At 62.1% G+C, this 22,784-nt stretch carries 21 protein-coding genes; 6 read left to right on the top strand and 15 right to left on the bottom strand.

Going from position 1 to position 22,784, the window contains the following annotated elements; genetic code table 11:
- Nucleotides 1-11: 11 nt before the first annotated feature.
- The 3 genes from IE061_RS13395 to IE061_RS13385 form a co-directional block, all read right to left on the bottom strand.
- Complete coding sequence (locus IE061_RS13395) at nt 12-473, bottom strand: DUF6586 family protein (protein WP_039179786.1); 462 nt, start codon at nt 471-473, stop codon at nt 12-14.
- Nucleotides 470-3,097, bottom strand: coding sequence for a type I DNA topoisomerase (topA, locus tag IE061_RS13390; protein WP_193461829.1), 2,628 nt, complete (start codon nt 3,095-3,097; stop codon nt 470-472). Before topA ends, IE061_RS13395 begins: the two co-directional genes overlap by 4 nt.
- Before the next feature lie 320 nt (nt 3,098-3,417).
- Nucleotides 3,418-5,850, bottom strand: a complete 2,433-nt coding sequence (locus IE061_RS13385) for a DUF3141 domain-containing protein (RefSeq protein WP_039179986.1) — start codon at nt 5,848-5,850, stop codon at nt 3,418-3,420.
- Nucleotides 5,851-6,100: 250 nt separating this feature from the next.
- Here IE061_RS13385 and IE061_RS13380 point away from each other — a divergent pair, with 250 nt between their 5' ends.
- Both IE061_RS13380 and lipA read left to right on the top strand, forming a co-directional pair.
- Nucleotides 6,101-7,099, top strand: coding sequence for a LysR family transcriptional regulator (locus IE061_RS13380; RefSeq protein WP_039179984.1), 999 nt, complete (start codon nt 6,101-6,103; stop codon nt 7,097-7,099).
- An 85-nt stretch (nt 7,100-7,184) separates the two neighbouring features.
- A complete protein-coding gene (lipA, locus tag IE061_RS13375; protein ID WP_193461828.1) occupies nt 7,185-8,237 on the top strand; it encodes a lipoyl synthase in 1,053 nt (350 codons plus the stop codon).
- 72 nt (nt 8,238-8,309) lie between these two features.
- On the opposite strand, the gene lipB is transcribed toward lipA, so the two are convergent.
- The 11 genes from lipB to IE061_RS13320 form a co-directional block, all read right to left on the bottom strand.
- The gene (gene lipB / locus IE061_RS13370) at nt 8,310-8,960 is read right to left on the bottom strand and encodes a lipoyl(octanoyl) transferase LipB (RefSeq protein ID WP_193461827.1); all 651 of its coding nucleotides are present in this window, start codon (nt 8,958-8,960) and stop codon (nt 8,310-8,312) included.
- A gap of 1 nt (nt 8,961) precedes the next feature.
- On the bottom strand, nt 8,962-9,276 hold the full coding sequence (locus IE061_RS13365; RefSeq protein ID WP_193461826.1) for an HP0495 family protein: 315 nt from the start codon (nt 9,274-9,276) through the stop codon (nt 8,962-8,964).
- 131 nt (nt 9,277-9,407) lie between these two features.
- Nucleotides 9,408-10,613, bottom strand: a complete 1,206-nt coding sequence (locus IE061_RS13360; protein ID WP_039179772.1) for a D-alanyl-D-alanine carboxypeptidase family protein — start codon at nt 10,611-10,613, stop codon at nt 9,408-9,410.
- 66 nt (nt 10,614-10,679) lie between these two features.
- The gene (locus IE061_RS13355) at nt 10,680-11,657 is read right to left on the bottom strand and encodes a septal ring lytic transglycosylase RlpA family protein (protein ID WP_193461825.1); all 978 of its coding nucleotides are present in this window, start codon (nt 11,655-11,657) and stop codon (nt 10,680-10,682) included.
- On the bottom strand, nt 11,650-12,627 hold the full coding sequence (gene mltB, locus IE061_RS13350) for a lytic murein transglycosylase B (protein WP_096922827.1): 978 nt from the start codon (nt 12,625-12,627) through the stop codon (nt 11,650-11,652). Before mltB ends, IE061_RS13355 begins: the two co-directional genes overlap by 8 nt.
- 93 nt (nt 12,628-12,720) lie before the next feature.
- Nucleotides 12,721-13,884 (bottom strand): rod shape-determining protein RodA, encoded by a 1,164-nt coding sequence (rodA, locus tag IE061_RS13345; RefSeq protein WP_186299140.1) that lies wholly within the window; start codon nt 13,882-13,884, stop codon nt 12,721-12,723.
- On the bottom strand, nt 13,884-15,791 hold the full coding sequence (mrdA, locus tag IE061_RS13340) for a penicillin-binding protein 2 (protein ID WP_096922826.1): 1,908 nt from the start codon (nt 15,789-15,791) through the stop codon (nt 13,884-13,886). The genes rodA and mrdA overlap by 1 nt, the downstream gene beginning before the upstream one ends.
- Before the next feature lie 65 nt (nt 15,792-15,856).
- Entirely contained in the window at nt 15,857-16,324 is a 468-nt protein-coding gene (rlmH, locus tag IE061_RS13335) for a 23S rRNA (pseudouridine(1915)-N(3))-methyltransferase RlmH (protein WP_144983136.1), read from the bottom strand.
- Nucleotides 16,321-16,707, bottom strand: coding sequence for a ribosome silencing factor (rsfS, locus tag IE061_RS13330; RefSeq protein ID WP_096922824.1), 387 nt, complete (start codon nt 16,705-16,707; stop codon nt 16,321-16,323). The genes rlmH and rsfS overlap by 4 nt, the downstream gene beginning before the upstream one ends.
- Nucleotides 16,708-16,814: 107 nt before the next feature.
- On the bottom strand, nt 16,815-17,465 hold the full coding sequence (nadD, locus tag IE061_RS13325) for a nicotinate-nucleotide adenylyltransferase (protein ID WP_039179756.1): 651 nt from the start codon (nt 17,463-17,465) through the stop codon (nt 16,815-16,817).
- Nucleotides 17,462-18,769, bottom strand: a complete 1,308-nt coding sequence (locus IE061_RS13320; protein ID WP_193461824.1) for a glutamate-5-semialdehyde dehydrogenase — start codon at nt 18,767-18,769, stop codon at nt 17,462-17,464. Before IE061_RS13320 ends, nadD begins: the two co-directional genes overlap by 4 nt.
- Nucleotides 18,770-18,918: 149 nt before the next feature.
- Here IE061_RS13320 and IE061_RS13315 point away from each other — a divergent pair, with 149 nt between their 5' ends.
- The 4 genes from IE061_RS13315 to IE061_RS13305 are packed head-to-tail and all read left to right on the top strand — an operon-like array spanning nt 18,919 to nt 22,113.
- Nucleotides 18,919-19,773: a hypothetical protein gene (locus IE061_RS13315; protein WP_193461823.1), complete on the top strand. Its 855-nt coding sequence runs from the start codon at nt 18,919-18,921 to the stop codon at nt 19,771-19,773.
- Complete coding sequence (locus IE061_RS18255; protein ID WP_308429547.1) at nt 19,770-20,309, top strand: hypothetical protein; 540 nt, start codon at nt 19,770-19,772, stop codon at nt 20,307-20,309. Before IE061_RS13315 ends, IE061_RS18255 begins: the two co-directional genes overlap by 4 nt.
- Before the next feature lie 16 nt (nt 20,310-20,325).
- On the top strand, nt 20,326-20,697 hold the full coding sequence (locus IE061_RS18250) for a diguanylate cyclase domain-containing protein (RefSeq protein WP_308429546.1): 372 nt from the start codon (nt 20,326-20,328) through the stop codon (nt 20,695-20,697).
- 18 nt (nt 20,698-20,715) lie between these two features.
- A complete protein-coding gene (locus IE061_RS13305; RefSeq protein ID WP_193461822.1) occupies nt 20,716-22,113 on the top strand; it encodes a bifunctional DedA family/phosphatase PAP2 family protein in 1,398 nt (465 codons plus the stop codon).
- 35 nt (nt 22,114-22,148) lie between these two features.
- On the opposite strand, the gene IE061_RS13300 is transcribed toward IE061_RS13305, so the two are convergent.
- Complete coding sequence (locus IE061_RS13300) at nt 22,149-22,769, bottom strand: LysE family translocator (protein ID WP_081192893.1); 621 nt, start codon at nt 22,767-22,769, stop codon at nt 22,149-22,151.
- Nucleotides 22,770-22,784: the final 15 nt, after the last annotated feature.

Here is a 22,784-nt window from a genome sequence, read left to right as displayed (position 1 = left end):
ATTTTTCAAGCCTACCACTCCAGGCTGGTCTCCCTGAGCAGCGCCATTTCACGCTTCGCAGACTGAAGATGTTCCAGCAATTGCTCGCCCAGGGACGCCTGAGCGCCTACGGCGATCATGGCGGGGTTATGCACCTGACGGCGGGCTGCGCCCTCGTCGCCATGCAGCTTCTCCAGTTGCGCTGTGAGCCACGCCAGCCAGCTATCCGGGCGCTGCAGCTCGTCACGCAGGCGCTGCAGCTCGGCAAGCGCCGGGCCGTCGCTGGCCAGCAGCCGCCGCCAGTCATGATCCGGTAAGCGCGCATGCTCGGTGACCTCTTTCAACAACGACACCAGCGCCAGCTCGAACAGCGCCAGCGCGCCCTCCTCCAGCGCCATCTGACGGGCAGCAGCGTGCTCGTCATCGCCCACCGGAAGCCCAATCATCAGCTCGGCTTGATAGACGAGCTGGTTAGTACGCGAACGGGCACTCACTTGCGCTTGTCCTCCACGTGCCATTTACCGCCTTCGTAGGTGGCTTTCCAGCCCGTGGCCTTGCCCTCTTCGTCGGTCATCACGTACTGCTCTTTATTCTTGCGTGAGTAACGAATCTGCGCCGGGCGGCCATCCGGGTCTTCGCTGGGCGCCTTGAGCAGGAAGTGGTACTTCTCGGGCAGCTCGTCGGCATGGGCCTTCAGCTCGTGAACCAGCGGCGGGCGTGTTTCACGGTTCTTGGGGAACTTGCTGGCCGCCAGGAACAAGCCGCTGGCACCATCACGCAGCACGTAGTGGTCTTCCACCTTCTGACAGGCCAGCTCCGGCATGGGAATCGGGTCCATCTTGGGCGGTGCCACTTCGCCGCTGCGCAGCAGCTTGCGGGTGTTCTTGCACTCGCTGTTGGTGCAGCCGAAATATTTACCGAAGCGCCCGGTCTTGAGCTGCATGTCCGAGCCACACTTGTCGCATTCGATCAGCGGGCCATCGTAGCCTTTGATCTTGAATTTGCCGCCCTCGACTTCGTAACCATCGCAATCCGGGCTGTTGCCACAGATATGCAGCTTGCGGGTTTCGTCGATCAGATAGTTGTCCATGGCCGTGCCACACTTCGGGCAGCGGCGCTTGGCGCGCAGCGCATCGGTTTCTGCCTCTTCCCCGGCATCTTCAGCCACGGCTTCTTCACCGGGAATGAGGTCGATGGTGGTCTTGCAACGCTCCTTGGGCGGCAGGTTGTAGCCGCTGCACCCCAGGAACACACCGGTGGAAGCGGTTCGAATCTGCATTTGACGACCACAGCTGGGGCAGTCGATGTTGGTCGCCACCGGCTGATTGGGGCGCATCCCTTCATCGCTCTCGGCCTTGGCCAGCTCATTACGAAACTCGTCGTAGAAAGCATCCAGCAGCGCCTGCCAGTTGCGCTCGCCCTCGGCGACTTCATCCAGGCTGTCTTCCATGCGCGCCGTGAAGGAGTAATCCATCAGGTCAGGGAAGGACTCCTTGAGGCGCTCGGTGACGATATCGCCCAGCTTTTCGGCATAGAAACGGCGGCTTTCCAGCTTCACATAACCCCGATCCTGAATCGTGGAAATGATCGAGGCGTAGGTAGATGGACGCCCGATGCCCTGCTTCTCCAGCTCCTTGACCAGGCTGGCTTCGGTGTAACGCGCAGGCGGCTTGGTGAAGTGCTGCTGAGGGTCGAGCACTTCGAGCCCCATGGGCGTGCCGGTGGGCAGGTCGGGGAGGGTCTGATCCTCGTTCTTGCCGGTCGGCTTCATGACTCGGGTGTAACCATCGAACTTGAGCACGCGCCCTTTGGCACGCAGCTCGTAGCCATCAACCTCGACACTCAGGGTGCTGGAAAGATACTCCGCCGGGGTCATCTGGCAGGCCACGAACTGCCGCCAGATCAGCTCATACAGGCGCTCGGCGTCACGCTCCATGCCCACCAGATCCGTGGACTTGCGCTCCACGCTGGAGGGGCGGATCGCTTCGTGGGCTTCCTGTGCGCTCTCTTTGCTGCTGTAGCGGTTGGGCGCTTCGGGCAGGTAGCGCTCCCCATACTCATCACCAATAAACGAACGCACGCTCTCGACCGCATCCTTGGACAAATTGGTCGAGTCGGTACGCATATAAGTGATGTAGCCAGCTTCATACAGCCGCTGGGCCATGGTCATGGTCTTCTTGACCGAGAACCCTAGCCGCCCGCTGGCCGCCTGCTGCAGCGTCGAGGTAATGAAGGGAGCGGTGGGCTTGGAGCGTGTCGGTTTGTCTTCGCGAGACGTGATCGACAGTTTGGCCTTGCTCAGCTTGGCAATTCGCTCCAGAGTCTCTTTTTCCGAAGTGGGGCGGAAGGCCTGGCCATCCTGCCGCGCCAAAGCAAAACGCACCAGCTCACCCTCGGGCGAGACCAGGTCCGCATGCACGTCCCAGAACTCTTCGGGGATGAAGGCGCGAATTTCTCGCTCACGCTCGACGATCAAACGCACGGCCACCGACTGTACACGGCCGGCAGACAGGCCACGGGCAATCTTGGCCCACAGCAGCGGCGAGAGCATGAAGCCCACCACGCGGTCGAGGAAACGGCGCGCCTGCTGAGCTTCCACACGGGGGATGTTCAGCACACCGGGGGTCTTGAAGGCATCCTGGATGGCATTCTTGGTGATTTCGTTGAACACCACGCGTTTGTAGCGGCTGTCGTCACCACCGATGGTTTCCCGCAGGTGCCAGGCAATGGCTTCCCCCTCGCGGTCCAAATCCGTGGCGAGATAGACGGCATCGGCTTTTTCGGCCAGCTTCTTCAGCTCGGCCACGACCTTTTCCTTGCCGGGCAGAATGTCATAGTTGGCCGCCCAGCCGTTGTCCGGGTCGATACCCATGCGGCGAATCAACTGGTCGTGGGCCTTGCGCTGCTTGTACTCGGCTTTCTCTTCCGCTGACATCTTGCGCGTTGCCGCGGCCTGGCGAGCGCGCTCCTTTGGGTCGGAGGCTGCCTTACCCGAGCCGCTGGTCGGCAGGTCACGGATGTGACCCACGCTCGACTTCACGATGAAATCGTTGCCGAGATACTTATTAATCGTCTTCGCTTTCGCGGGCGATTCGACGATGACCAGTGACTTGCCCATAGTGCTCCACTTTCCTGATGCCGAGGCGCTATCGCCCCGGCGCTAAATACGTTGTCGCCCTAAATCATGCCTTGGCGACCATGAGAAAAATGCGCCTACCCTACCCCAGCCCTTGCCCAAGCGCTAGTAGCAACCTTGTGCAGCGGTACACACGATGAGGTAGTGCCTCCTCGAAGAGGCCGTCGCAATCGACCGTGCTTTTTTTATATCGAGTAGCTAGACACTAGACTGCCGTATAGCACTCGGCAACCTTAAGCGGGGTTCTCCAACCAATCGCCCCCGCTGAAAAGCGGGGGCGTCGGCGGTGATGACACGAACGGCTAGCGCTTGCGTGACGTTCCGCGCCGCGCATTGGCTGACCTGGTCGCAGGCTTTTTAGCAGCCGCGGCAGGGGCTGAAGATGCCGCTGAAGGCTTGGCTTCCTGAGTGGTCGCGCCCTCGGTGTCGGTATCGGTGACGACTTCGGCCTTGGCCTCTGACTTGTTCTCAGGCTTGACCTGAGGTTTGGTGTCAGGTTCAGCCTCCAAGCTGTCGGCGGTTGCAGGCAGCGCAGGACGCGCTTGACCAAACAGCGCCTTGACCTGTTCGAAACGCTCGGCGGCATGGGCAGTCAGCTCACCGCTGGCCGAGAACACGTGCTCCAGATGCTCCAGGTGACCATCGATGGCCGCATTGTCCTCACCTTCCAGCAACACGGGCAGCGTGCTCAGGGCCTGCTCACGATCCAGCTTGAGAATGAAGAACTGTTCACGCACCAGGCGCTTGAACTCGCTCAACGAGCTGCTGGGCTCGAGCTTCGCACGCGAGGCGCGCAACCGCTTGAAGTTGCGCTCGTCGGTGGCGGGCGCACCGCCCAGCACGTAGATCACCGCTCGCATCACGGCTGCATGCGGGCCACCTTGGGTGATTTGCTTGCGCAGCTCATCCTGCTGATGCTGGATGAAGCGACGATGCTCCGGCTCGGCACCCGGACGGCGACGATGCACATGGGCATCACCATAAAGCCCGACGGCCGCCTGCAGCAGTGGCTGGCCATAGATATCCATGAACAGTCGCTCGGTGCTGCTGTCCCTGAAATCGCGCAAGGCATTGAGGCTGGCGACGATCTGATCCGAGGCCATGGTCTCGAACGCCTTGAACACGTTGTCCTGCCCTACCGGCTCACGATGCTTGCGCACGTAATCGGCCATCACCGGCAGCGGCACGCTCAGCGGGTTGCGGTCCGACAGCAGCTTGTAGCCCAGGCGAATGGGGTGCATGCGTCGGATCCAGCGTGCGGCCTCGGGCGTCATTACCGCCTGAAGCCAGGGCTGCATGTAAATCCGATACAGCCCCAGATTGATCTCCGAGATGCGTGCAACGGTGGCGAAACGGCGGTCATCTTCGGGCTTGTGCATGACATCCCGATCCAACTCCTCGAAGTTGCGCGGGTTGAATTCGAGCAGGTAGTCACGCTCGATCAGCTCGGCATCGGCTCGTTCACTGGCATGGGAAATCGTCGTTTCGTAAAGCCCTGGCGGCATCACGTCGATGTAATCCATATTGGCCGTGAATTCGGAGTGTTCCTTGCGGGAAACGCTGCCGGAAACGAAAATCCCCAGATGGCCCGTGGTGTCATGCAGGCAGTAGATGATGGTCTGGTCATTGGCGATGATATCCTCTTCGCCTTCGTACAGATCACGAATCCATCCCAGCGCCTGCGGCGGCGGGGTAATGTCGTCGCCACGGGAGCAGAACACCACCACCGGCGAACGCACGTTGCGCAGATCGATGCGGCGCCCGTCGCGGGTCACCAGCTGGGCCGTGGAGAGCCGGTTGCCCACGAACAGATTATCGACGATGTACTGGATTTCTTCTCCACCCAGCACCACGTGACCACCCCACCAGCGCTCGAACTCAAGATAACGCGAGGTTTCGGTGTCGATATTGGCATACAAGTGGTACTGCTTTTTCCAATAGGTGTTGGCCGGATTCAGGCGCTCGAAGTTCTGCACCAGCCAGGCGCCATCGAACAGACCATTGCCCATGTCACTGGTCAGCGCCGTGATCCAGCTACCGCCCACCATGCCGCCGGTATAGCGCATCGGCGCCTTGCCGTGCTCGCCCGCCCAGTAAGAGAGCGGCGCACCGGCAATCAGGATGGGCCCGAACACGTCGGGTTCCAGTGCCGCTGCCATCATGATCTGCCAGCCCGCCTGACAGTTGCCTACCACCATCGGCTTTTCAGTGGTTTCTGGGTGTAGCTCGATGACATGACGCAGGAAAGCGATTTCGGCTTCTACCACATCCTCGACCGTTTGGCCGGGCTCGGGAAAGGGCAGAAAGCCAATGAAATAGCACGGGTGACCCGCCTTGAGCGCCACGCCCAGTTCGCTGTCGGGCTTGAAGCCGCCGATGCCTGGGCCATGCCCGGCCCGTGGGTCGACCACCACGAACGGGCGCTTGCTGGGATCGGTGACCGTATCGCCCTTGGGCAATACGCGCAGCAGTTCGTAATTGGTCGGGTTGGGCAGCGTCCGCCCATCCATCAGCACTTCGGTATCGAACCCCAGCACGTTGGGCTTGGTCTGCTCCATATGGGCCAGGTACTGGTTGCCCCGTTCGCGCATCACATCCCAGTACAGCACGTTGCGCTCGACGCTGTCGCGCCAGTAGCTCAAGGCAGCACGGCCAAACCCGAACGGGTCCATCATGCTTGTCAGCGCGCTGTTGCCCAGAGTGGGGGAAAGCAAGGGATTAGCGAGAAAGTTCATAGAGTCTCCCGTGGGGTTGATGCGGGGCACCAAGCCCGAAGCCATGATGCTGCAATGCAATATAGTTTAGGCCACTCCTTGCCAGACGTCGATCATTACCCATGCATGAACCTGTGTAACAACCTATGCATGAACCATCGAGCGACAGCGATTCAAGGCGTTAGCGGGCAAAGGATGGTAGCATTTCGACATGGACCCACGCGCTTGGGAGTCGCTGACGCTGACCGAGCACGTTTACCTCGAGGTGGTTATGTCATCCCCGTCGCTGCTCAACCGCTTGACGTTTCGCCAACTGCAGGTGTTTCAGGCCGTACATCGCCAGCGCTCGTATTCGCGTGCCGCCGAACAGCTGGGCCTGACTCAACCCGCCGTGAGCGCCCAGATTCGCCAGCTGGAACAGGCGCTGGGGCAGCCGCTGTTTCGCTATGCCGGTAAAACCCTGCATGTACTGCCAGCCGCGGATACGCTGGCGCTCTCCACTCGGGAAATCTTCGGACAGCTCTCGCGCCTGCAGATGCACCTTTCAGATATTAACGGCAAGATCAGCGGCAAGTTGAGCATTGCAGCGGTTTCTTCTGCCCAATACGTGGTGCCCTACCTGCTGTCACGCTTTCGCGCCCGCTACCCCGATGTGCAGCTGCGTCTGAAAGTATGCAACCGCAGCCAGGCACTGGAGCGCCTCGCCGACCAGCAGGATGACGTGGTCATCATGGCCATGGTGCCAGAGGACGATGGCTTGGTGGTCATGCCGGTATTGGAAAATGAGCTGGTGGCCGTGGTATGGCCGGAGCATCCGCTGCTCCAACTGGCTAACCCTACCCTCTCGGACTTTGCCCGCCACTATGTATTGATGCGTGAGCCGGGGTCAGGCGTGCGCAGCGCCTTCGAGCAGCTGGCGGTCGATCAGGAAGTCGGGCTGCCCCACCGTATCGAGCTGGGCACCAACGAAGCGATCAAACAAGGCGTGATGGCGCATCTGGGCGTGGCGGTACTGCCGCGCATGGCCATTCAGCTGGAGCTGGAACAGGGGCTGCTGGCCACGCTGGCGCTGCCCCACTTTCCGATCCGCCGCGCTTGGTGCACCGTCTATCGCCGTGACCACTTTCCCACGCCGGTGGCGGAGCTGTTCTTGCGTTTCACCCGCGAACACCTCAGCGAGCTGCGTGCGCATTTCCAGGCGCCTCCCAGCCCCCTCCCCAGCCACGGCGTTTCCTGCCTGCCAGGCCTGAGCGTCGAACAGACCCCGTGATGCGCGACGGTGTCTTGTTGATTGCCAGATATGTTACATTATCTACCACCTACGTATCAGTTAGCGTGACTCGAGGCTCTCTCCTATGAGCAACACCCCTTCCCAGCGCGTGCCCAGCGGCGAAAAATTCCGCAACGAACACGGCATGACGGTGATCAAGGACGGCATGAAGCAGCGCAAGGCGCAGGCCGATGCGCCCGCCCTTGAACGCAAGCCCAAATGGCTGCGCGCCCAGATTCCAGGCGGCGAGCGTTTCGAAGCCGTCAAGAAAAACGTATCGACTCACCGGCTGAGTACGGTGTGCGCCGAATCCCACTGCCCCAACATGGGCGAGTGCTGGAGCAACGGCACCGCGACCATCATGCTGATGGGCTCCGTCTGTACCCGCGCCTGCCGCTTCTGCGCGGTGGACACCGGCAATCCCAAGGGTTGGCTGGACAAGGAAGAGCCCGAGAATACCGCCAAGTCCGTCGAGCTGATGGGCCTGCGCTATATCGTGCTGACCTCGGTCGACCGGGATGACCTGGAAGATGGCGGTGCCACGCACTACGCCTCGTGCATTCGCGCCATCAAGGCACGCACCCCCGAGGTCGTGGTGGAGGCTTTGACGCCGGATTTCGACGGCGATCAGGCCGCCATCGAGCGCGTGGTCGACTCCGGCCTGGAAGTGTTTGCCCAGAACGTGGAAACCGTGGAGCGGCTGACCTCCAAGGTACGCGACCCGCGTGCCGGTTACCGCAAGACGCTGGACGTATTGGCCCATGCCAAGCGCCACCGTCCGGACGTGATCACCAAGACCAGCCTGATGCTGGGGCTGGGTGAAACGGAAGAAGAGATTCTGCAGACGTTCGACGACCTGCGCGACATCGGTGTGGATATCGTCACGCTGGGGCAGTACCTGCGCCCCACCAAGAACCATCTGGCAGTAGAGCGCTATGTCACGCCGGAAGAGTTCGAGCGCTATCGCGTGCTGGGCCTCGAGAAAGGCTTCATGGAGGTTCCCTCCGGCCCGCTGGTGCGTTCGAGCTACCGCGCCGACCGCGTGTTCGAAAAGAACAACCTGGGCCTGGCCGCCCCTGCCGCAGTGCCTGGCCAGGAAACCGACAGTAACCGTATTCCGGCCTTCAACGTCGGCTGATACCCCGCACGAATGTCACCGGCATGCCCTTTCGGCATGCCGGTGAACCCGTCTTTTGCAGCACTTACTCGATCACGACGCCGAATCCACCAGCGATCGGCCTAGCTGCTCCGCCAGCGCCAGGGCCAGTTCCCCCCCGATATCTGCGCCATCGTCCAGCGTCACCAGATCGCCCAGACGCGTCACCTGCATGCCTGCATAGCCACAGGGGTTGATGCGCCCAAACGGCGACAGGTCGCCGTCCACGTTCAATGCAACACCGTGGTAACTGGCCCCTCGACGAATGCGCAGCCCCAGCGATGCAATCTTGGCCTCCCCCATCACCGTGCGGGTATACACGCCCGGCGCATCCGGCTTGGCCCAGGCATCGACACCATGGCGGGCCAGCACGTCGATCACCGCATTTTCCAGGGCGCTGACCAGCTCACGCACACCGATCTTGCCACGCCGCACGTCCAGCAACGGGTAAAGCACCACTTGCCCAGGCCCATGGTAGGTCACTTGACCGCCACGGTCGGTATTGACCACCGGGATATCGCCCGGCATCAGCAAATGTTCGGGTTTGCCCGCCTGCCCCTGAGTGAAGACCGAGTCGTGCTCGACCAGCCAGAACTGGTCGGGCGTATGCTCGTCACGGCAGTCGGTGAGCTCGCGCATGGCTTCCCAGACAGGCTGGTAGGGCCGACGCCCCAGGCGGTGCAGCTCGATGGGTGCGGGGCTCATGTCACACCACCATGTGCACGCGGCCCGTGGCTTTCAGCTCATCGAACAGGCTGGCCAGCTGTTGTTCACCGGTCGCCACGATGGTCACCCGTACCGATTGGAAGCGACCATTGCGACTATCCACCACCTGCAGGGTGGTTTCGTCGAAATCCGGCGCGTGCTTGACGATGACCTGGCATACACAAGCGGGAAAATCATCCGCCGCATCGCCTACCACCTTGAGCGAGTAGTCGCAGGGAAAAGTGATCTTGGGCGGCTTACTGGCCGTGGAGGGCTGGCGCAGGTCACGCAGCGGAGACTTGGTATCTTTTTTCATGAGTTGCCTATCTATGACGAATGCTAAAACGAATGAAACCCTGACGATGACGCCAGAGCTTCTGGTTGCGACCGGGAGGCTGGGGCATCGCAGGCAGGCCACGTCGGCCTGCCCAGCGTGCTCGAGGCTCGTCAGCTTCTGAAGTTGCCGATCAGGTTGCTGAAGAAGCGCTGCACCTGATCGAAGAAGCGCTTGAACAGGCCGCCCTCTTCGACGTTTTCCAGCGCCACCAGCTGGCGCTCGCCAACCATTTCGTCACCCAGGTAGACTTCCAGAGTACCGACTTCGTCGCCAACGGCGACGGGCGCACTCAGGTCGCTATCCAGATTCAGACGCGCGCGCAGCTCTTCGTTACGGTTGCGCGGCAGCGTCATGAAGACTTCACCATCGACACCCACGCGTAGTTCATTGGTGTCACCACCCCACACCCGCGGCGTGGCCAATACGGCACCGCGCTCATAGAGCTTCATGGTTTCATAGAAGCGGAAGCCGTAGCTGAGCAGCTTCTGGGTTTCCTGGGCGCGAGCCTCTTCGGAGCTGGTGCCCATGACCACGGAGATCAGGCGCATGCCATCACGCTCGGCAGACGACACCAGGCAGTAGCCCGCTTCGGTGGTCCAGCCGGTTTTCAGACCATCCACCGACGGGTCACGCCACAGCAGACGGTTGCGATTGGGCTGGTCGATGCCGCCAAAGGAGAAGTTGCGCTGTGAGTAGATGGCGTAGTGGTCAGGGTAGTCGTTGATGATGTACTGAGACAGGATGGCCATGTCTCGCGCCGTGGAGTAGTGCTGGTCACCCGGCAACCCGGTGGCGTTCTGGAAATTGGTGTTGTGCATGCCCAGGCGCGTGGCATGCTGGTTCATCAGGTCGGCGAACGGTGCTTCGCCGCCGGCCAGATGCTCGGCCATGGCCACGCTGGCATCGTTGCCGGACACGATGATGATACCGTGCAGCAGATTATCCACCGATACGCGGTCGCCCACCTCGATGAACATCTTGGAGCCACCGGTACGCCAGGCATTTTCGCTGATATTGACCATGTCGGTCAGGTTGATGGTGCCACGGTCCAGCTCCCGCTCGACCAGGTAGGCGGTCATCAGCTTGGTCAGGCTCGCCGGCGGCAGGCGCTCGTCGGAATTGTGCTCGGCGAGAATACGTCCGCTATTGGCATCCATCAAAATCCACGAGCTGGCCGCCAGCTGTGGAGGTGCCGGAATGATGGTCTGGGGTTGCGGCTGAGGAATCACCTGAGCCGAAGCAGGGATTGCCACGACGGTCATGGCAGCAAAAAGACACAGCTTGGCGGTCCGGCGAATCGATATCAATACATTCATCACACACGTCTCACTTACATTGGGTGGCAGCAGAGTGACGCTGCCGGGTGACTAAATTGGAACGCATTATCGCACTATAAACACTTGAGGAAAGCCCGCCCGGCGCAGATCTTCTCGGGCCTGGTTTTCCTGGGCAGGACTGACGGGCCCTACCTGAACACGATGCACCTCCGCCTCGCTTTTCACACGCACGCCATGGGCCAACTCCCCAGAAAGGCGCTGCTGCAATTGCTGGGCACCCTCTGCCGTGCCTAACGCGGCAATTTGCAGGAAGATGCCGTCGCCGCTTGCCTGAGCGGGCGCTGGCGAAGGGGAAGACGCTGGCGCAGCCGGGGCGCTCACGACACTCGGTGCCGACGCTGCGGGTACCGGTGCGCTTTCCGCCGTCGAGCGGGCCGACTCCCCACCTCGACCACGCTCTGCCAACCATTGCGCCGGGTCGATGGCCTCGACGCGAACAGGCCCCGTGCCATCGTCCAGAATGCCTAGTCGAGCCGCTGCGGCGTAGGAAAGGTCGATTTCGCGATCGCTGTGGAAAGGGCCACGGTCATTGACGCGCACGATCACCGAACGGCCATTGGCCAGACTGGTGACACGGGCAAAGGTCGGCAACGGCAGCGAGCGATGCGCCGCCGTCATCTTGTACATGTCGTAGATCTCACCGTTGGAGGTGGCGTAGCCGTGGAATTTTTCACCGTACCAGGAGGCCGTGCCCTGGCGAGCATAACCCCGCGAGTCCGGCAGTACACGGTAGGTTTCGCCCCACACCTCGTAGGTGGGGCGATTGCCTGCACGTGAGGGCTCCTCGATGCGCGGCTCGGCATCGGGCACCTGGCTGACGTCCGGCGGTGCTACCGGATAGGCATCGCCGGACATGGCATAGCGTTCGCCGCTGGGAGCGGCGCTGGCCACGGGCGAAGCGCTGGGCTGCGACGCGGCGCTGCCGCTGTCACGCTGCGGCGCTTGGCTGGCACAGCCGCTCACCAGCATCGCTAACACGAGAGAACCGCTCACATAACGGGCATTGGTCAACAGGTTAGTCATGCTCACTCTCAAACTGATGCTGGATCGCGTCCGCCAATTCGGCCACGGCCATGCCGTAAAGGTGGCTGTGATTGTAGCGAGTAATCACATAGAAGTTGAATTCACCCAGACGGTAGCCTTGCTCATCTTCTGAAAAATCCAGCAATAGCGGCACCACGGGGGCATCAGGGGCCAGCGGCGCCTCGCTAGTGATGCCCTGCTCCACCATGTCGGCGGCGGTCAAGGAGGGGCGCGAGGTCTGGTTGAAGGCGATGCCTTCGGGGGCTTCCTGTGGGCCGACGGCATCGTGGTAGATGGCGCCATCACGCTGCCAGCCATGCTCGGCAAAGTAGTTGGCTACGCTGCCGATGGCATCGACCGGGTTGTTCCACAGGTCGCGAATGCCGTCGTCATCGAAATCGACCGCGTAGGCTTGGTAACTGGTAGGAATGAACTGCGGATAGCCCATGGCCCCGGCGTAAGAGCCGTAGAGCGTTTCCGGCTCGACACCCTGCTCGTAGGCAATGGCCAGGAAAGCGGCCAGCTCGCCACGGAAGAAGCGCCCCCGCTGGGGGTGATGAAAGGCCAGCGTTGCCAGCGAATCGAGCACCTTGTGCGTGCCTTTGTGGCGCCCGTAATAGGTTTCCACGCCGATGATGGCGGTAATCACCTCAGGAGCAACACCAAAGACTTCTTCGGCACGAGCCAGCGTCTCGGCATGCTCGCGCATGAACTCGGCACCTTCTTCGATACGCTGCTGGTTCAGAAAAATATCGCGATATTCGAACCAGCGCAGACGCCGTTCTGCCGCCCCCGCCATGGCATCCAGCACGTTCTGGCGAAATGTCGCCTGCTCCAGCGCTTGCGTCAGCCACTGCTCGGGTACGCCCTGCTCCACCAGTTCACTGACCAATTGGCGCGTCTGCTCGTTGACGCGGGGGTCGAAATCGACCTCCTCGGCCGCCCAGGTGGCCGAGGCTGAACATGCCATCAGCGCCGCCAGTAAATACCCGCCCGCTCTTCTTCGCGCCCTGTTCATTTGCTTACCACTCCTGTGAAAAAGCGTCGACTGCACTTTGATCATTCAACGCGGCAATAGCCGCCGATGGGCGTGTATCGACATGAGAATACCGAACCCGGCCAGCAAGGTCACGCTGGAGGTGCCGCCGTAGCTCACCAGCGGCAGCGGTACCCCCACCACGGGCAGGATGCCGCTCACCATGCCGACATTGACAAACACATAAATGAAGAACGTCAGAATGATACTGCCCGCCACCAGGCGTCCAAAGGTGTCCTGGGACGCCGCCGCCAGCCACAGCCCACGACCGACGATCATGACGTACAGCAGTAGCAGCAGCAGCATACCGACCAGGCCGAACTCTTCGCCCAGCACGGCAATGATGAAATCGGTGTGGCGCTCGGGCAGGAATTCGAGCTGTGACTGCGTGCCCTCCAGCCAGCCCTTGCCCCACAGGCCACCGCTACCGATGGCGGTGGTGGACTGGATGATGTTCCAGCCGGAGCCGAGCGGGTCGCTCTCCGGGTCCAGAAAGGTCAGCACCCGCTGGCGCTGGTAGTTGTGCATGTTCATCCACAGTAGCGGCAGGCCCGCCGCCACCAGGGCCACTACCAGGCTAATCAAGCGCCAGGAGAGCCCCGCCAGCAGCACCACGATCAGCGCCGCGCTGGCCATCAAGAGCGAGGTTCCCAGGTCTGGCTGAATCGCCGTCAACACCACCGGCGCGCCAATGATCAGGGCACACACCGCGATGTCCCGCAGCCTCGGGGGGAGCTGACAGCGATTGAGGTATGCCGCCACCATCAGCGGTACGGCCAGCTTCATCATCTCAGAGGGCTGGAAGCGAATCACGCCGGGTATTTCCAGCCAGCGCTTGGCTCCCATGCCGATATCGCCAGCAATCTCCACGGCCACCAGCATGGCAAGCCCTACGCCATAAGCCAGCGGCGCCCAGCGCAGAAACGTGGTGGGGGAAAACTGTGCCAGCACGAACATGCCCACCAGGGCCAAGCCAAAGCGCATGGCCTGAGCAATCACGACTTCGATGCGCTGCCCAGAAGCGCTGTAGAGCACCAGCAGGCCGCCCGCCATCAGCGCCAGCAGCAGGCCCACGAGCCAAGGGTCGATGTGAATACGCTCCCAAATGCTCTTGCGCCTGGCGATGCCGCTATCGGGTGGGCGAACCGGGTGCCCTCGCCAAGAGCGTGTCAGCAGTTGCAGCGGCATCATCAGTTACCCTCCACGCGGCCGTTATCCTCTTCCAGCACTTCCTTGACCTCATCGGCTTCCGGCGCCGCCTCTTTCAGCAGCCAGGCATCGGTCATGGCGCGCGCCATGCGGGCAGCATGGGTACTGCCGCCCCCGGCATTCTCGACGATGACCGATACGGCGATTTCAGGCTCTTCCAGCGGGGCAAAGGCCATGAACAGCGAGTGGTCGCGCAGCCGCTCTTCCAGCTCTTCGGCGTTGTAGCGCTGATCCTGGCCCAGCGAAAACACCTGGGCCGTACCCGACTTGCCGCCCATGCGATACTCCAGGCCCACCCCGGTGCGCCTTGCCGTTCCTTCGCTGCCGGTCAGCACTTTCTCCATGCCGTTGAACACTCTGTCCCACCAGTTCTCATTGGCCAGGTCGATGTCGGGCAACGTGTCCGGCAGTTCCAGCGGGACGGGGTCTTCACCAATGCGCAGCGCCAGCCGAGGCTTGACCCAGTGACCACGGTTGGCCAAGGCCGCCGTGGCACTGGCCAGTTGCAGCGGGGTAATTTGCCAATACCCCTGACCGATACCGACCGAAAGGGTTTCCCCCGGGTACCAGGGCTGGTTGAAGCGTGCGCGCTTCCAATCACGAGAAGGCATCAAACCGGTGCTTTCTCCCTGAACGTCGTGAGCGACCCGCTGCCCGAAGCCAAAGTTGGACATCTGATCATGCAAGCGATCGATACCAAGGTCATGGGCCAGGGAGTAGTAGTAGGTGTTGTTCGACACGGCAATGGAGCGTTCCATGTCGACACGCCCATGCCCCCACCGCAACCAGTTACGGTAGCGACGGGAGTCATTGGGCAGCTGATAGAAGCCCGGGTCATTGATGGTGCTGTCCGGGGTGATCACCCCTTCCACCAGTCCTGCCAGCGCCAGAAACGGCTTGATGGTGGAACCAGGGGGGTAGTGGCCACGAATGGCGCGGTTGAACAGCGGCAGATCGATGTCTTCCTGCAGGGCGCGGTAAGACGCCACATCGATCCCGGTGACGAACTGGTTGCTATCGAAACCAGGCGTCGACACCATGGCCAGAATTTCTCCGGTGCGCGGCACGATGGCCACGATGGAGCCTCGCCGACCCTCCAGCAGCTCGTAGGCGAGCATCTGAAGCGAGCGGTCCAGGGTCAGGGTCAGGTTGGCACCGGGTACCGGGTCGGTGCGCCCCAGCTCGCGCAGCACCCGGCCACGGGCGTTGGTTTCGACCTTGCGAAGTCCCGCCTGGCCGTGCAATTCCGACTCGTAAAAACGCTCCACTCCGGTCTTGCCGATAAAGTGGGTGCCTGCGTAGCGGCCGGTGTCCAGGGTTTGCAGCTCTTCGGCATTGATCCGCCCCACATAGCCCAGCGCATGGGCCATCATTTCGGCGTCCGGGTAGTAACGCAGCAGCTGGGCTTCTACCTCGACCCCGGGCAGGCGGTGGCGATTGATGGCCAGGCGGGCAATCTGCTCTTCACTCAGATCGCTCATCAGCAGCGCGGGCTGAAACGGCCGCTGGCGCTGGCGAGAACGAACGTTGAAGGCCTCGATCTCTTCTTCCGGCAGCTCCAGAAGTTCCACCAGCAGCGCCAGGGTATCCTCCAGGCTATCGACACGCTCACGCACCAGCGTCAGGTTGTAGGTCGGCCGATTTTCTGCCAGCAGGGCGCCGTTACGGTCGTAGATCAACCCGCGATTGGGCGGCAGCGGCTCGACCCGCACGCGGTTTTTCTCGGAGCGGGTGCTGTAGAGGTCGTGCTGGACGATTTGCAGATACCCCAGTCGACCGACCAGCAAACCGGTCAAGACGATGACCACGAACACTGCCAGCAGCGACCGAACACGGAAGATACGCAGCTCTTGCTCAGGGTTCTTTAGCGTGTCACGGCGCTTGGGCATGGCAACAGACAACTCTCAATCAAACGATGAACGCAACGGCCACGGGGGTCGATAACAGATAACGTCTAACGGTGATAAGGGTGACCCACGAGCAGGGTCCATGCCCGATAGAGCTGTTCGGCGAGCATGATCCGCACCAGCGGGTGCGGCAGTGTCAGCGGCGACAGCGACCAGGCCTTGTCGGCCATGGCCGAGAGAGAAGGCTCCAGCCCATCGGGCCCGCCGACCAGCAGCACTACGTCCTGACCAGACATTCGCCAGGCATCGGCCTGCTGGGCAAGCTGCTCCGTGGTCCAGGGCTTGCCCTTGACTTCGAGAGCCACGACGATTTCATCGCCGCGCAGCTTGTCGCGGATCCGCTGGGCTTCTTGAGCTCGTGCTTTGGCGATGTCGGCATTCTTGCCACGCTGTCCCAGCGCGATCTCTTCGATTTCCAGGGCAAAATCACGCGGTAGCCGTTTGCGGTAGGTCTCCACGCCTTGTTCCACCCAGGCAGGCATTTTGGTTCCCACCGCCAACAGCCGAACCTTCATGACATGGAGGCTCGCTCTTCGACCTGACGCAGTGCATCGCCGATGGCGCCCGCATCGTTGGGCAGGTCTGCCCACAGACGCTCGAGGTCATACAGCGCGCGCGCTTCGGGAAGCATGACATGAACGACGATGTCACCCAGATCGACCAACACCCAATCCGCGTTCTCACCGCCTTCGACACCGCGAGGGTGCAGACCGGCAGCCTTGGCTTTCTCGACGAGATTCTGCGCCAGTGCTGCCACATGACGGGTAGACGTACCGCTGGCAATCAACATGAGGTCGGTGACCTCGGTCAATTTCGACACGTCCAACTGCGTAATATCACGAGCTTTAAGTTCTTCTAGCGCTTCGATGGCTAGGTTTTTCAATGTATCGATGTGCATGACTCCTGACGACAACCCCATTATTGACCTGACGATGATAGACGCCCGCCATTGGCAACGGGCGTTTGAGGCGGCCATTGTAACGGCTTCTTTCACGACTGCCAGCGCTATTCGCTGCTTTGATACCAGCCCTGTTGCAAAATGGCCGTTTCCACCGCGTGGGGCAGTAAATAGCGCACGCTTTCGCCTGCTTGCAGGCGCTGGCGAATGTAGGTCGCGGAGATGGCCATCAGGGAAGGCAACTCCAGCACCAACAGATGCCCTTGAGCCTGCTGCATCATCGTCTCGACGCTGTAGACTTCGCGATTGCCCACCAGTTCCTTCAGCGGTGCTGGCCAATCGTTGCTGTACCCGGGCCGAGCGATCACCACGACGTGCCCTAGCGCCCAAAGACGCTCGGCACGGTCCCACTGATGGAGCCGCAAAAAAGCATCCATGCCGATCACCATCACCAGTCGGGCCGAGGGGCCGTAGAGGTCGCGCAGCTCCGTCAGCGTATCCACACTATAAGAGGGGCCTGCTCGGCGTAGCTCACGGCCATCGGCCAGCAGGCCAGGGGTATCCGCGATGCCTGCTTCCAGCAGGGCCAAGCGCTGCTGCGGCGATACCTGCGGCACACCGCGCAGCGGTGGCTGCGGCGCAGGCACCATGTGCAGCACTTCCAGGCCCAGCGCGTCGCGCACTTCCAGGGCACTGCGTAGATGGCCGTTGTGCACCGGGTCGAAGGTGCCACCAAACATGCCGATACGCTGGCTCATTGGCGAACCTGGCCGTCTCCGAACACGATGTATTTCTGCGTGGTCAGGCCTTCCAGGCCGACTGGACCACGGGCGTGCAGCTTGTCGGTGGAAATACCGATCTCCGCCCCCAGGCCGTACTCGAACCCATCGGCAAAGCGCGTCGAGGCGTTGACGATCACCGAGCTGGAGTCCACTTCGGCCATGAAACGGCGCGCCAGCGTGTAATCCTGCGTGACGATGGCATCGGTGTGGTGGGAGCCGTATCGTTCGATGTGTTCGATTGCTTCGTCCACGCCATCTACCACCTTGATGGCCAGAACCGGGGCGAGGTACTCCGCGTGCCAGTCCTCCTCGGTTGCTGCCAGCGCCTGGGGCAATAGCGCCCGCGTCCGCTCGCAGCCGCGCAGCTCTATCTGGTGCTCGGCGTAGGCACGCGCCAGCTCCGGCAGCAGAAGATCGGCAACCGGGGCATCCACCAGCAGGGTTTCCATGGTGTTGCAGGTGCCGTAGCGGTGGGTCTTGGCGTTCAGTGCGATGGCCAGCGCCTTGGCAGGGTCGGCGGCGGTATCGATGTACACATGGCAAACGCCATCCAGGTGCTTGATCACCGGGACACGCGCTTCCCGCGAAATGCGCTCGATCAAGGACTTGCCGCCACGCGGGATGATCACATCGACATACTCGGGCATGCTGATCATCTCACCCACCGCGGCGCGATCCGTGGTAGCAACGACCTGAACGCTGCCCTCGGGCAGGCCCGCGTCTGCCAAGCCTGCCTGAATGCATCGGCTCAGGGCCGCATTGGATGCACTGGCTTCCGAGCCTCCACGCAATACACAGGCATTGCCGGACTTGAGACACAGGCTGGCGGCTTCCAGGGTGACGTTGGGGCGCGATTCGTAAATGATGCCGATCACCCCCAGCGGAACCCGCATCTTGCCGACCTGGATACCGCTGGGCCGGTAGCTCATGCCATCGATGGCACCGACCGGGTCCGGCAGCGCCGCCACTTGATGCAGCCCCTCGATCATGGCATCGATCCGCGCGTCATTGAGCGCCAGGCGATCCAGCAGCGCGCTGTCCAGGCCATTGTCCCGGCCCCGCTGCATGTCCTCCTGATTGGCCTTCATGATCTCGCCGCGCGACGCCTCAAGGCGCTTCGCCATGGCATACAGCGCCTGATTCTTGGCCTGGGTATCGGCACGGCGCAATACGCTGGCCGCCGCCCTGGCCCCCTGCCCCACGGCCACCATGTAACGAGCCACATCGCCGGCCGCCAGATGGTGTTGGGCGTCTTGTTGGAATGCGTCAGCGCTGCGCATGGGATCTCCCTGTGTAAGCAATACTGAAAGTAGGTAGGCTTATATTACGCCATGAGGGCATTATACTGAGGGATTGACAGGTTCGAGCCAAGCAATGCGTTATGCTACGGCCGAGTAACCCTCGTTTATCAGCCAGATAGTAAGCCACCATGCAAAGCAAATACAAAATCAGCCCGCTGAGGGCGACGTTGTTCGCTGCCGCCGTCGCGCTGGCCTTCTGGACACCCACCGCGCCGCTGGCAGCCGCCATTGCGCTATGGCTGGCCGTGGCCTGGCTGTTCATTACGGCGCTACTGCTCGACTTCAGCCATCGACGCTCGCGAGGGCTGCCTTGGCAGTTGCTGGCCGGTACGCTCCTGCTGTCGCTGATTGCCGTTGCCCCTGAGCGTCACCTGTTGCTGATATGGGCCTGGGGCGCAGTGTTCATGCTGCCACAACCCCGCTGGGTGGCCACCTTCAATGTCTGCGCTGCCCTGCTGGCCTGCCTGATCATCCAGCCACTGCTCACCCTGCCAGAGTGGTGCCTGCTGGTGGCATCCTTGGGGACGCTGTGCCTGCTGGCCATGGCACGGACTTACCTGCTGGTGCACTTGAGCGGCACCATGCGCCAGCGCCTGCGGCTGATTCCGGGGCTCAACCTATGGGCAGGGGAGCAACTGCTGCGTGATTTGACCAAGGAGCAGACACGCTCCGAACGAGAAGCCATTCACGCCGAAGTGCTGGTCATTCATCTCCGGCTCCACCAGCTCTGGCCTGCGGCCCACAAACTGTGCAGCCTGCTTTATAGCTTCGAAAACGTTTACCGCCTGAATGCCACTACGCTGGCCACGCTCATGTTGGCCAGAACGCCCCGCGAGGCCGCCCATCGTCGCCAATTGCTATGTGCGGCCCTGCCGGAGCACACCGTTTGCCAACCGCTTCCCCTGATAGAGCTTGAGCTGGAAGCGCTGACCCTCGAGGCTCTGGCCCAGATGGGTAAACAGCGGCCGAGCGTCATCACATGACGACGTCCGCGCCCCCCAAACGGCTGATGAGCCTGGCTTACAGTGCCAGCCTGATCGTTATCTGTGCTTACACCGCTTGGCTGTACGCCATGGGCAGCTACCGTGAACTGTTGGTTCCACTGTTCATGACCACCCTGATACTGGCCAGCCTGATGATGCACCTTGGGCGAGGCATCAAACCCTACCTGCCACGCTGCTTGCTGCTGGGCAGTCTGTTTCTGGTGGCGATGCACGGCGTACTGACCCACGCCAACCTGCCGCTGTATTGGTTAGGCCTGCCCCTTGCCGCCGCGTTCATTCTTCTGCCACTGTGGGGAGCGCTGGCCACCAATCTGGTCGCCATGGCCGTGATCATCTGGCAACTGCCCACGCTGAACGAGGAGTTTGCCCTGGGCTTTGCTGCCCTGACTCTACTGCTCGCACTGCCCCCCGTGGGAGCACGCCCGGCGCAAGGCGCTGTTGAGGGCAACCGACCCCAACGACAACGATTGCGATGCGTACCATATCGATACGCTGAAGGAGCGCCTCAGGAATGAGTTTCAGCGCGCCGCAATGCTCAACAAGCGGCTGGCCGTGCTGGTACTGCACTTGCCGCAGCTGGACATGGCAGAGGAGCAATTTGGCCAGCGCGCCAAGACCGCGCTGCTGGGCGCGTTGTGCAGCGAGGTCAATAGCCGCTGCCGTGATCACGACATTCTGGGCCGTGCGGGCAGTGCGACCTTCTGGCTGGTCTTGCCCGATACCAGTGAAAGCGGCGCGCTACTCGTGAAAGAGCGCCTTCAGCGCGCCCTGTCACGGCGCGTATTGGTAGAAACAGGCCAGTTGGAAGCACGGCTCGCCACTTGCCTGCCCATGCGCAAGGAGAGCTTCGAGCGCTACTTGCAGCGTCTGGAAGCACGCGCAGAATCCATTACCCATTTATAACCGCAGACGGAGTCACTCTTGGCGATTGTCGATACCCTGCTCTCTCTTACTCTTTCCCCTCCTTTGCTGCTGCTTCTGGTGTTGGGTATCGCCCTGGTCGAGTCGCTGGCACTCATTGGCCTGCTGGTCCCCGGGGTCGTATTGATGACCGCGGCTGCCACCTTGGCGGGCCACCAAGGGCTCGACCTGCCCTGGCTGATTGGCGCGGCGTTCATTGGCGCGATCATCGGCGACAGCGTCAGCTACTATCTGGGCTATCGGCATCGTGAGGCGGTGTTGTCCCGCTGGCCGCTGTCGCTTCACCCCGAGTGGGTGGGTCGTGGGGCACGCTTTTTCGAACGTTATGGGGTCTACTCGGTCTTCATTGGCCGCTTCGTCGGGCCTGTTCGCCCAGTGATTCCGTTGGTGGCTGGCATGATGCAGATGCCCGCACGCACTTTCGCCTGGGCCAACATTACCTCCGCAGCGCTCTGGGCTCCCGCCTATGTACTGCCTGGCTATCTGGTCGGCCATACCTGGCAGCAGCGGCTGAACCTGCCCACGAACGTGGAAATGGCCGTCATCCTGATTGCCGCCACGGTGGTGGTATTGGCCGTGGTGTTTTCATGGGGACGTGCCCAGGTGGACCGCCAGGGGCGCGTCTATTTTGCGCTGGCACGCATCGTGCGGCGCATTCCGGTCATGCGCCGCCCCTGGTTGGCCATGAGCCGTTCGGGGGAAGTGCCGCTGGGTTCCCTGCTGCTGCTCATTACCGCGCTTACCGGGGCCTCTGCCTGGACGCTGTACGTGATGCACCATGTGACGCCGTTGACGGTCGATCTGGAAGCTCAACGGCTATTCGACTGGCTCGACTCCCCCTGGCTTGCCCACGCCAGCCTGCTATTGGCCATGATCGGTGACAAGGCGGGCATCGTGGCCCTGGTCAGCCCGTGGGCGTGCTGGCTGCTGGTGGCCAAACGCTTCGATGCACTGCTGCATGGGGCTCTGGCCCTTGGCGGCATTGCCCTGATCAACACCGCGGGCAAGGCACTGTTCGCCCGGGCACGCCCCACTACCCCGGACCACTTGACCGGCTCATACGCCTACCCCAGCGCGCACACCTCTACCTGGGTGGTGATGATCGGGCTGGCGGCCGCCGTGATGGCCGCGCGCCTGCCTCGCCAGCGGCGTGCCTGGGTCTACTGGATGGCCATTGTCGTCACGCTGCCGATGGCGCTCTCGCGTTTGGCTCTGGGCGTGCACTGGCTAAGTGATCTGGTGGGAGGCGCGCTCATGGGGCTGGTGGTCTGCGCTCTGGTTCAGCTCAACTGGCAGCGGCGCTATCGCACGCCGCTACCCGCCATCCCTTGGGTGACGCTCACAGGAGCATCGCTGCTGCTGGTGAGCGCGAGAATGCTACTGTTCGGGCCGGTTTGATGGCGCCATCGCGTGGCTGGCTCGGGCTGGCGTGATCAGCCCAGCGCCAGCCACGCGCCCACGCCAAACATCAGCGTCCCGGCAATGCGGTTCAGCAGGCGTACGTTACCGCTTTTGCCCAGCACGCGACGCAGCGTCTTGCCTCCCGTGGCATACACCAGCATGCTGCCGAACTCGATGACCAGAATCAGGACAATCAACAGGCTGAGCTGGGGGACCAGCGGGCGGCTGCTGTCCAGAAACGGCGGCAGCAGCACCATGAAGAATGCCCAGCCCTTGGGGTTGGCCACGGCGGTCACCAGCCCCTGCATGGCCAACTGCCAGCGGCCTGCAGGCGGCCCTGTATCCAGCTCGCCAGGAATGGCCATGCGCCCCCGCGAGCGCCACATCATCACCCCCAGATACGCCAGGTAAGCCCCACCAATCCACTTGAACGCAGTGAACAGCTCAGGCTGGCGCAACATCAACGCGGCCACCCCTGCCCCTGCCGCCGCGGCCACCAGGCCCACGCCCATCAACTCACCGATCATCATCCAGAGCGTACGCTTCACCCCTTGGGTCATCCCCAGCACCATGGCCAGCGTCATGCACATGCCGGGGGTCAGCGATACGAACAGAAAGGTTGGCACGAAGACCGATAGAGTAGCCCAGGACATGGTGACGCTTCCTTG

This window comes from Vreelandella hamiltonii (assembly GCF_014651795.1).
GTDB lineage: Bacteria > Pseudomonadota > Gammaproteobacteria > Pseudomonadales > Halomonadaceae > Vreelandella > Vreelandella hamiltonii.
Note: the sequence above shows the minus strand (reverse complement) of the source record. Positions and strands in the feature narration are given on the sequence as shown.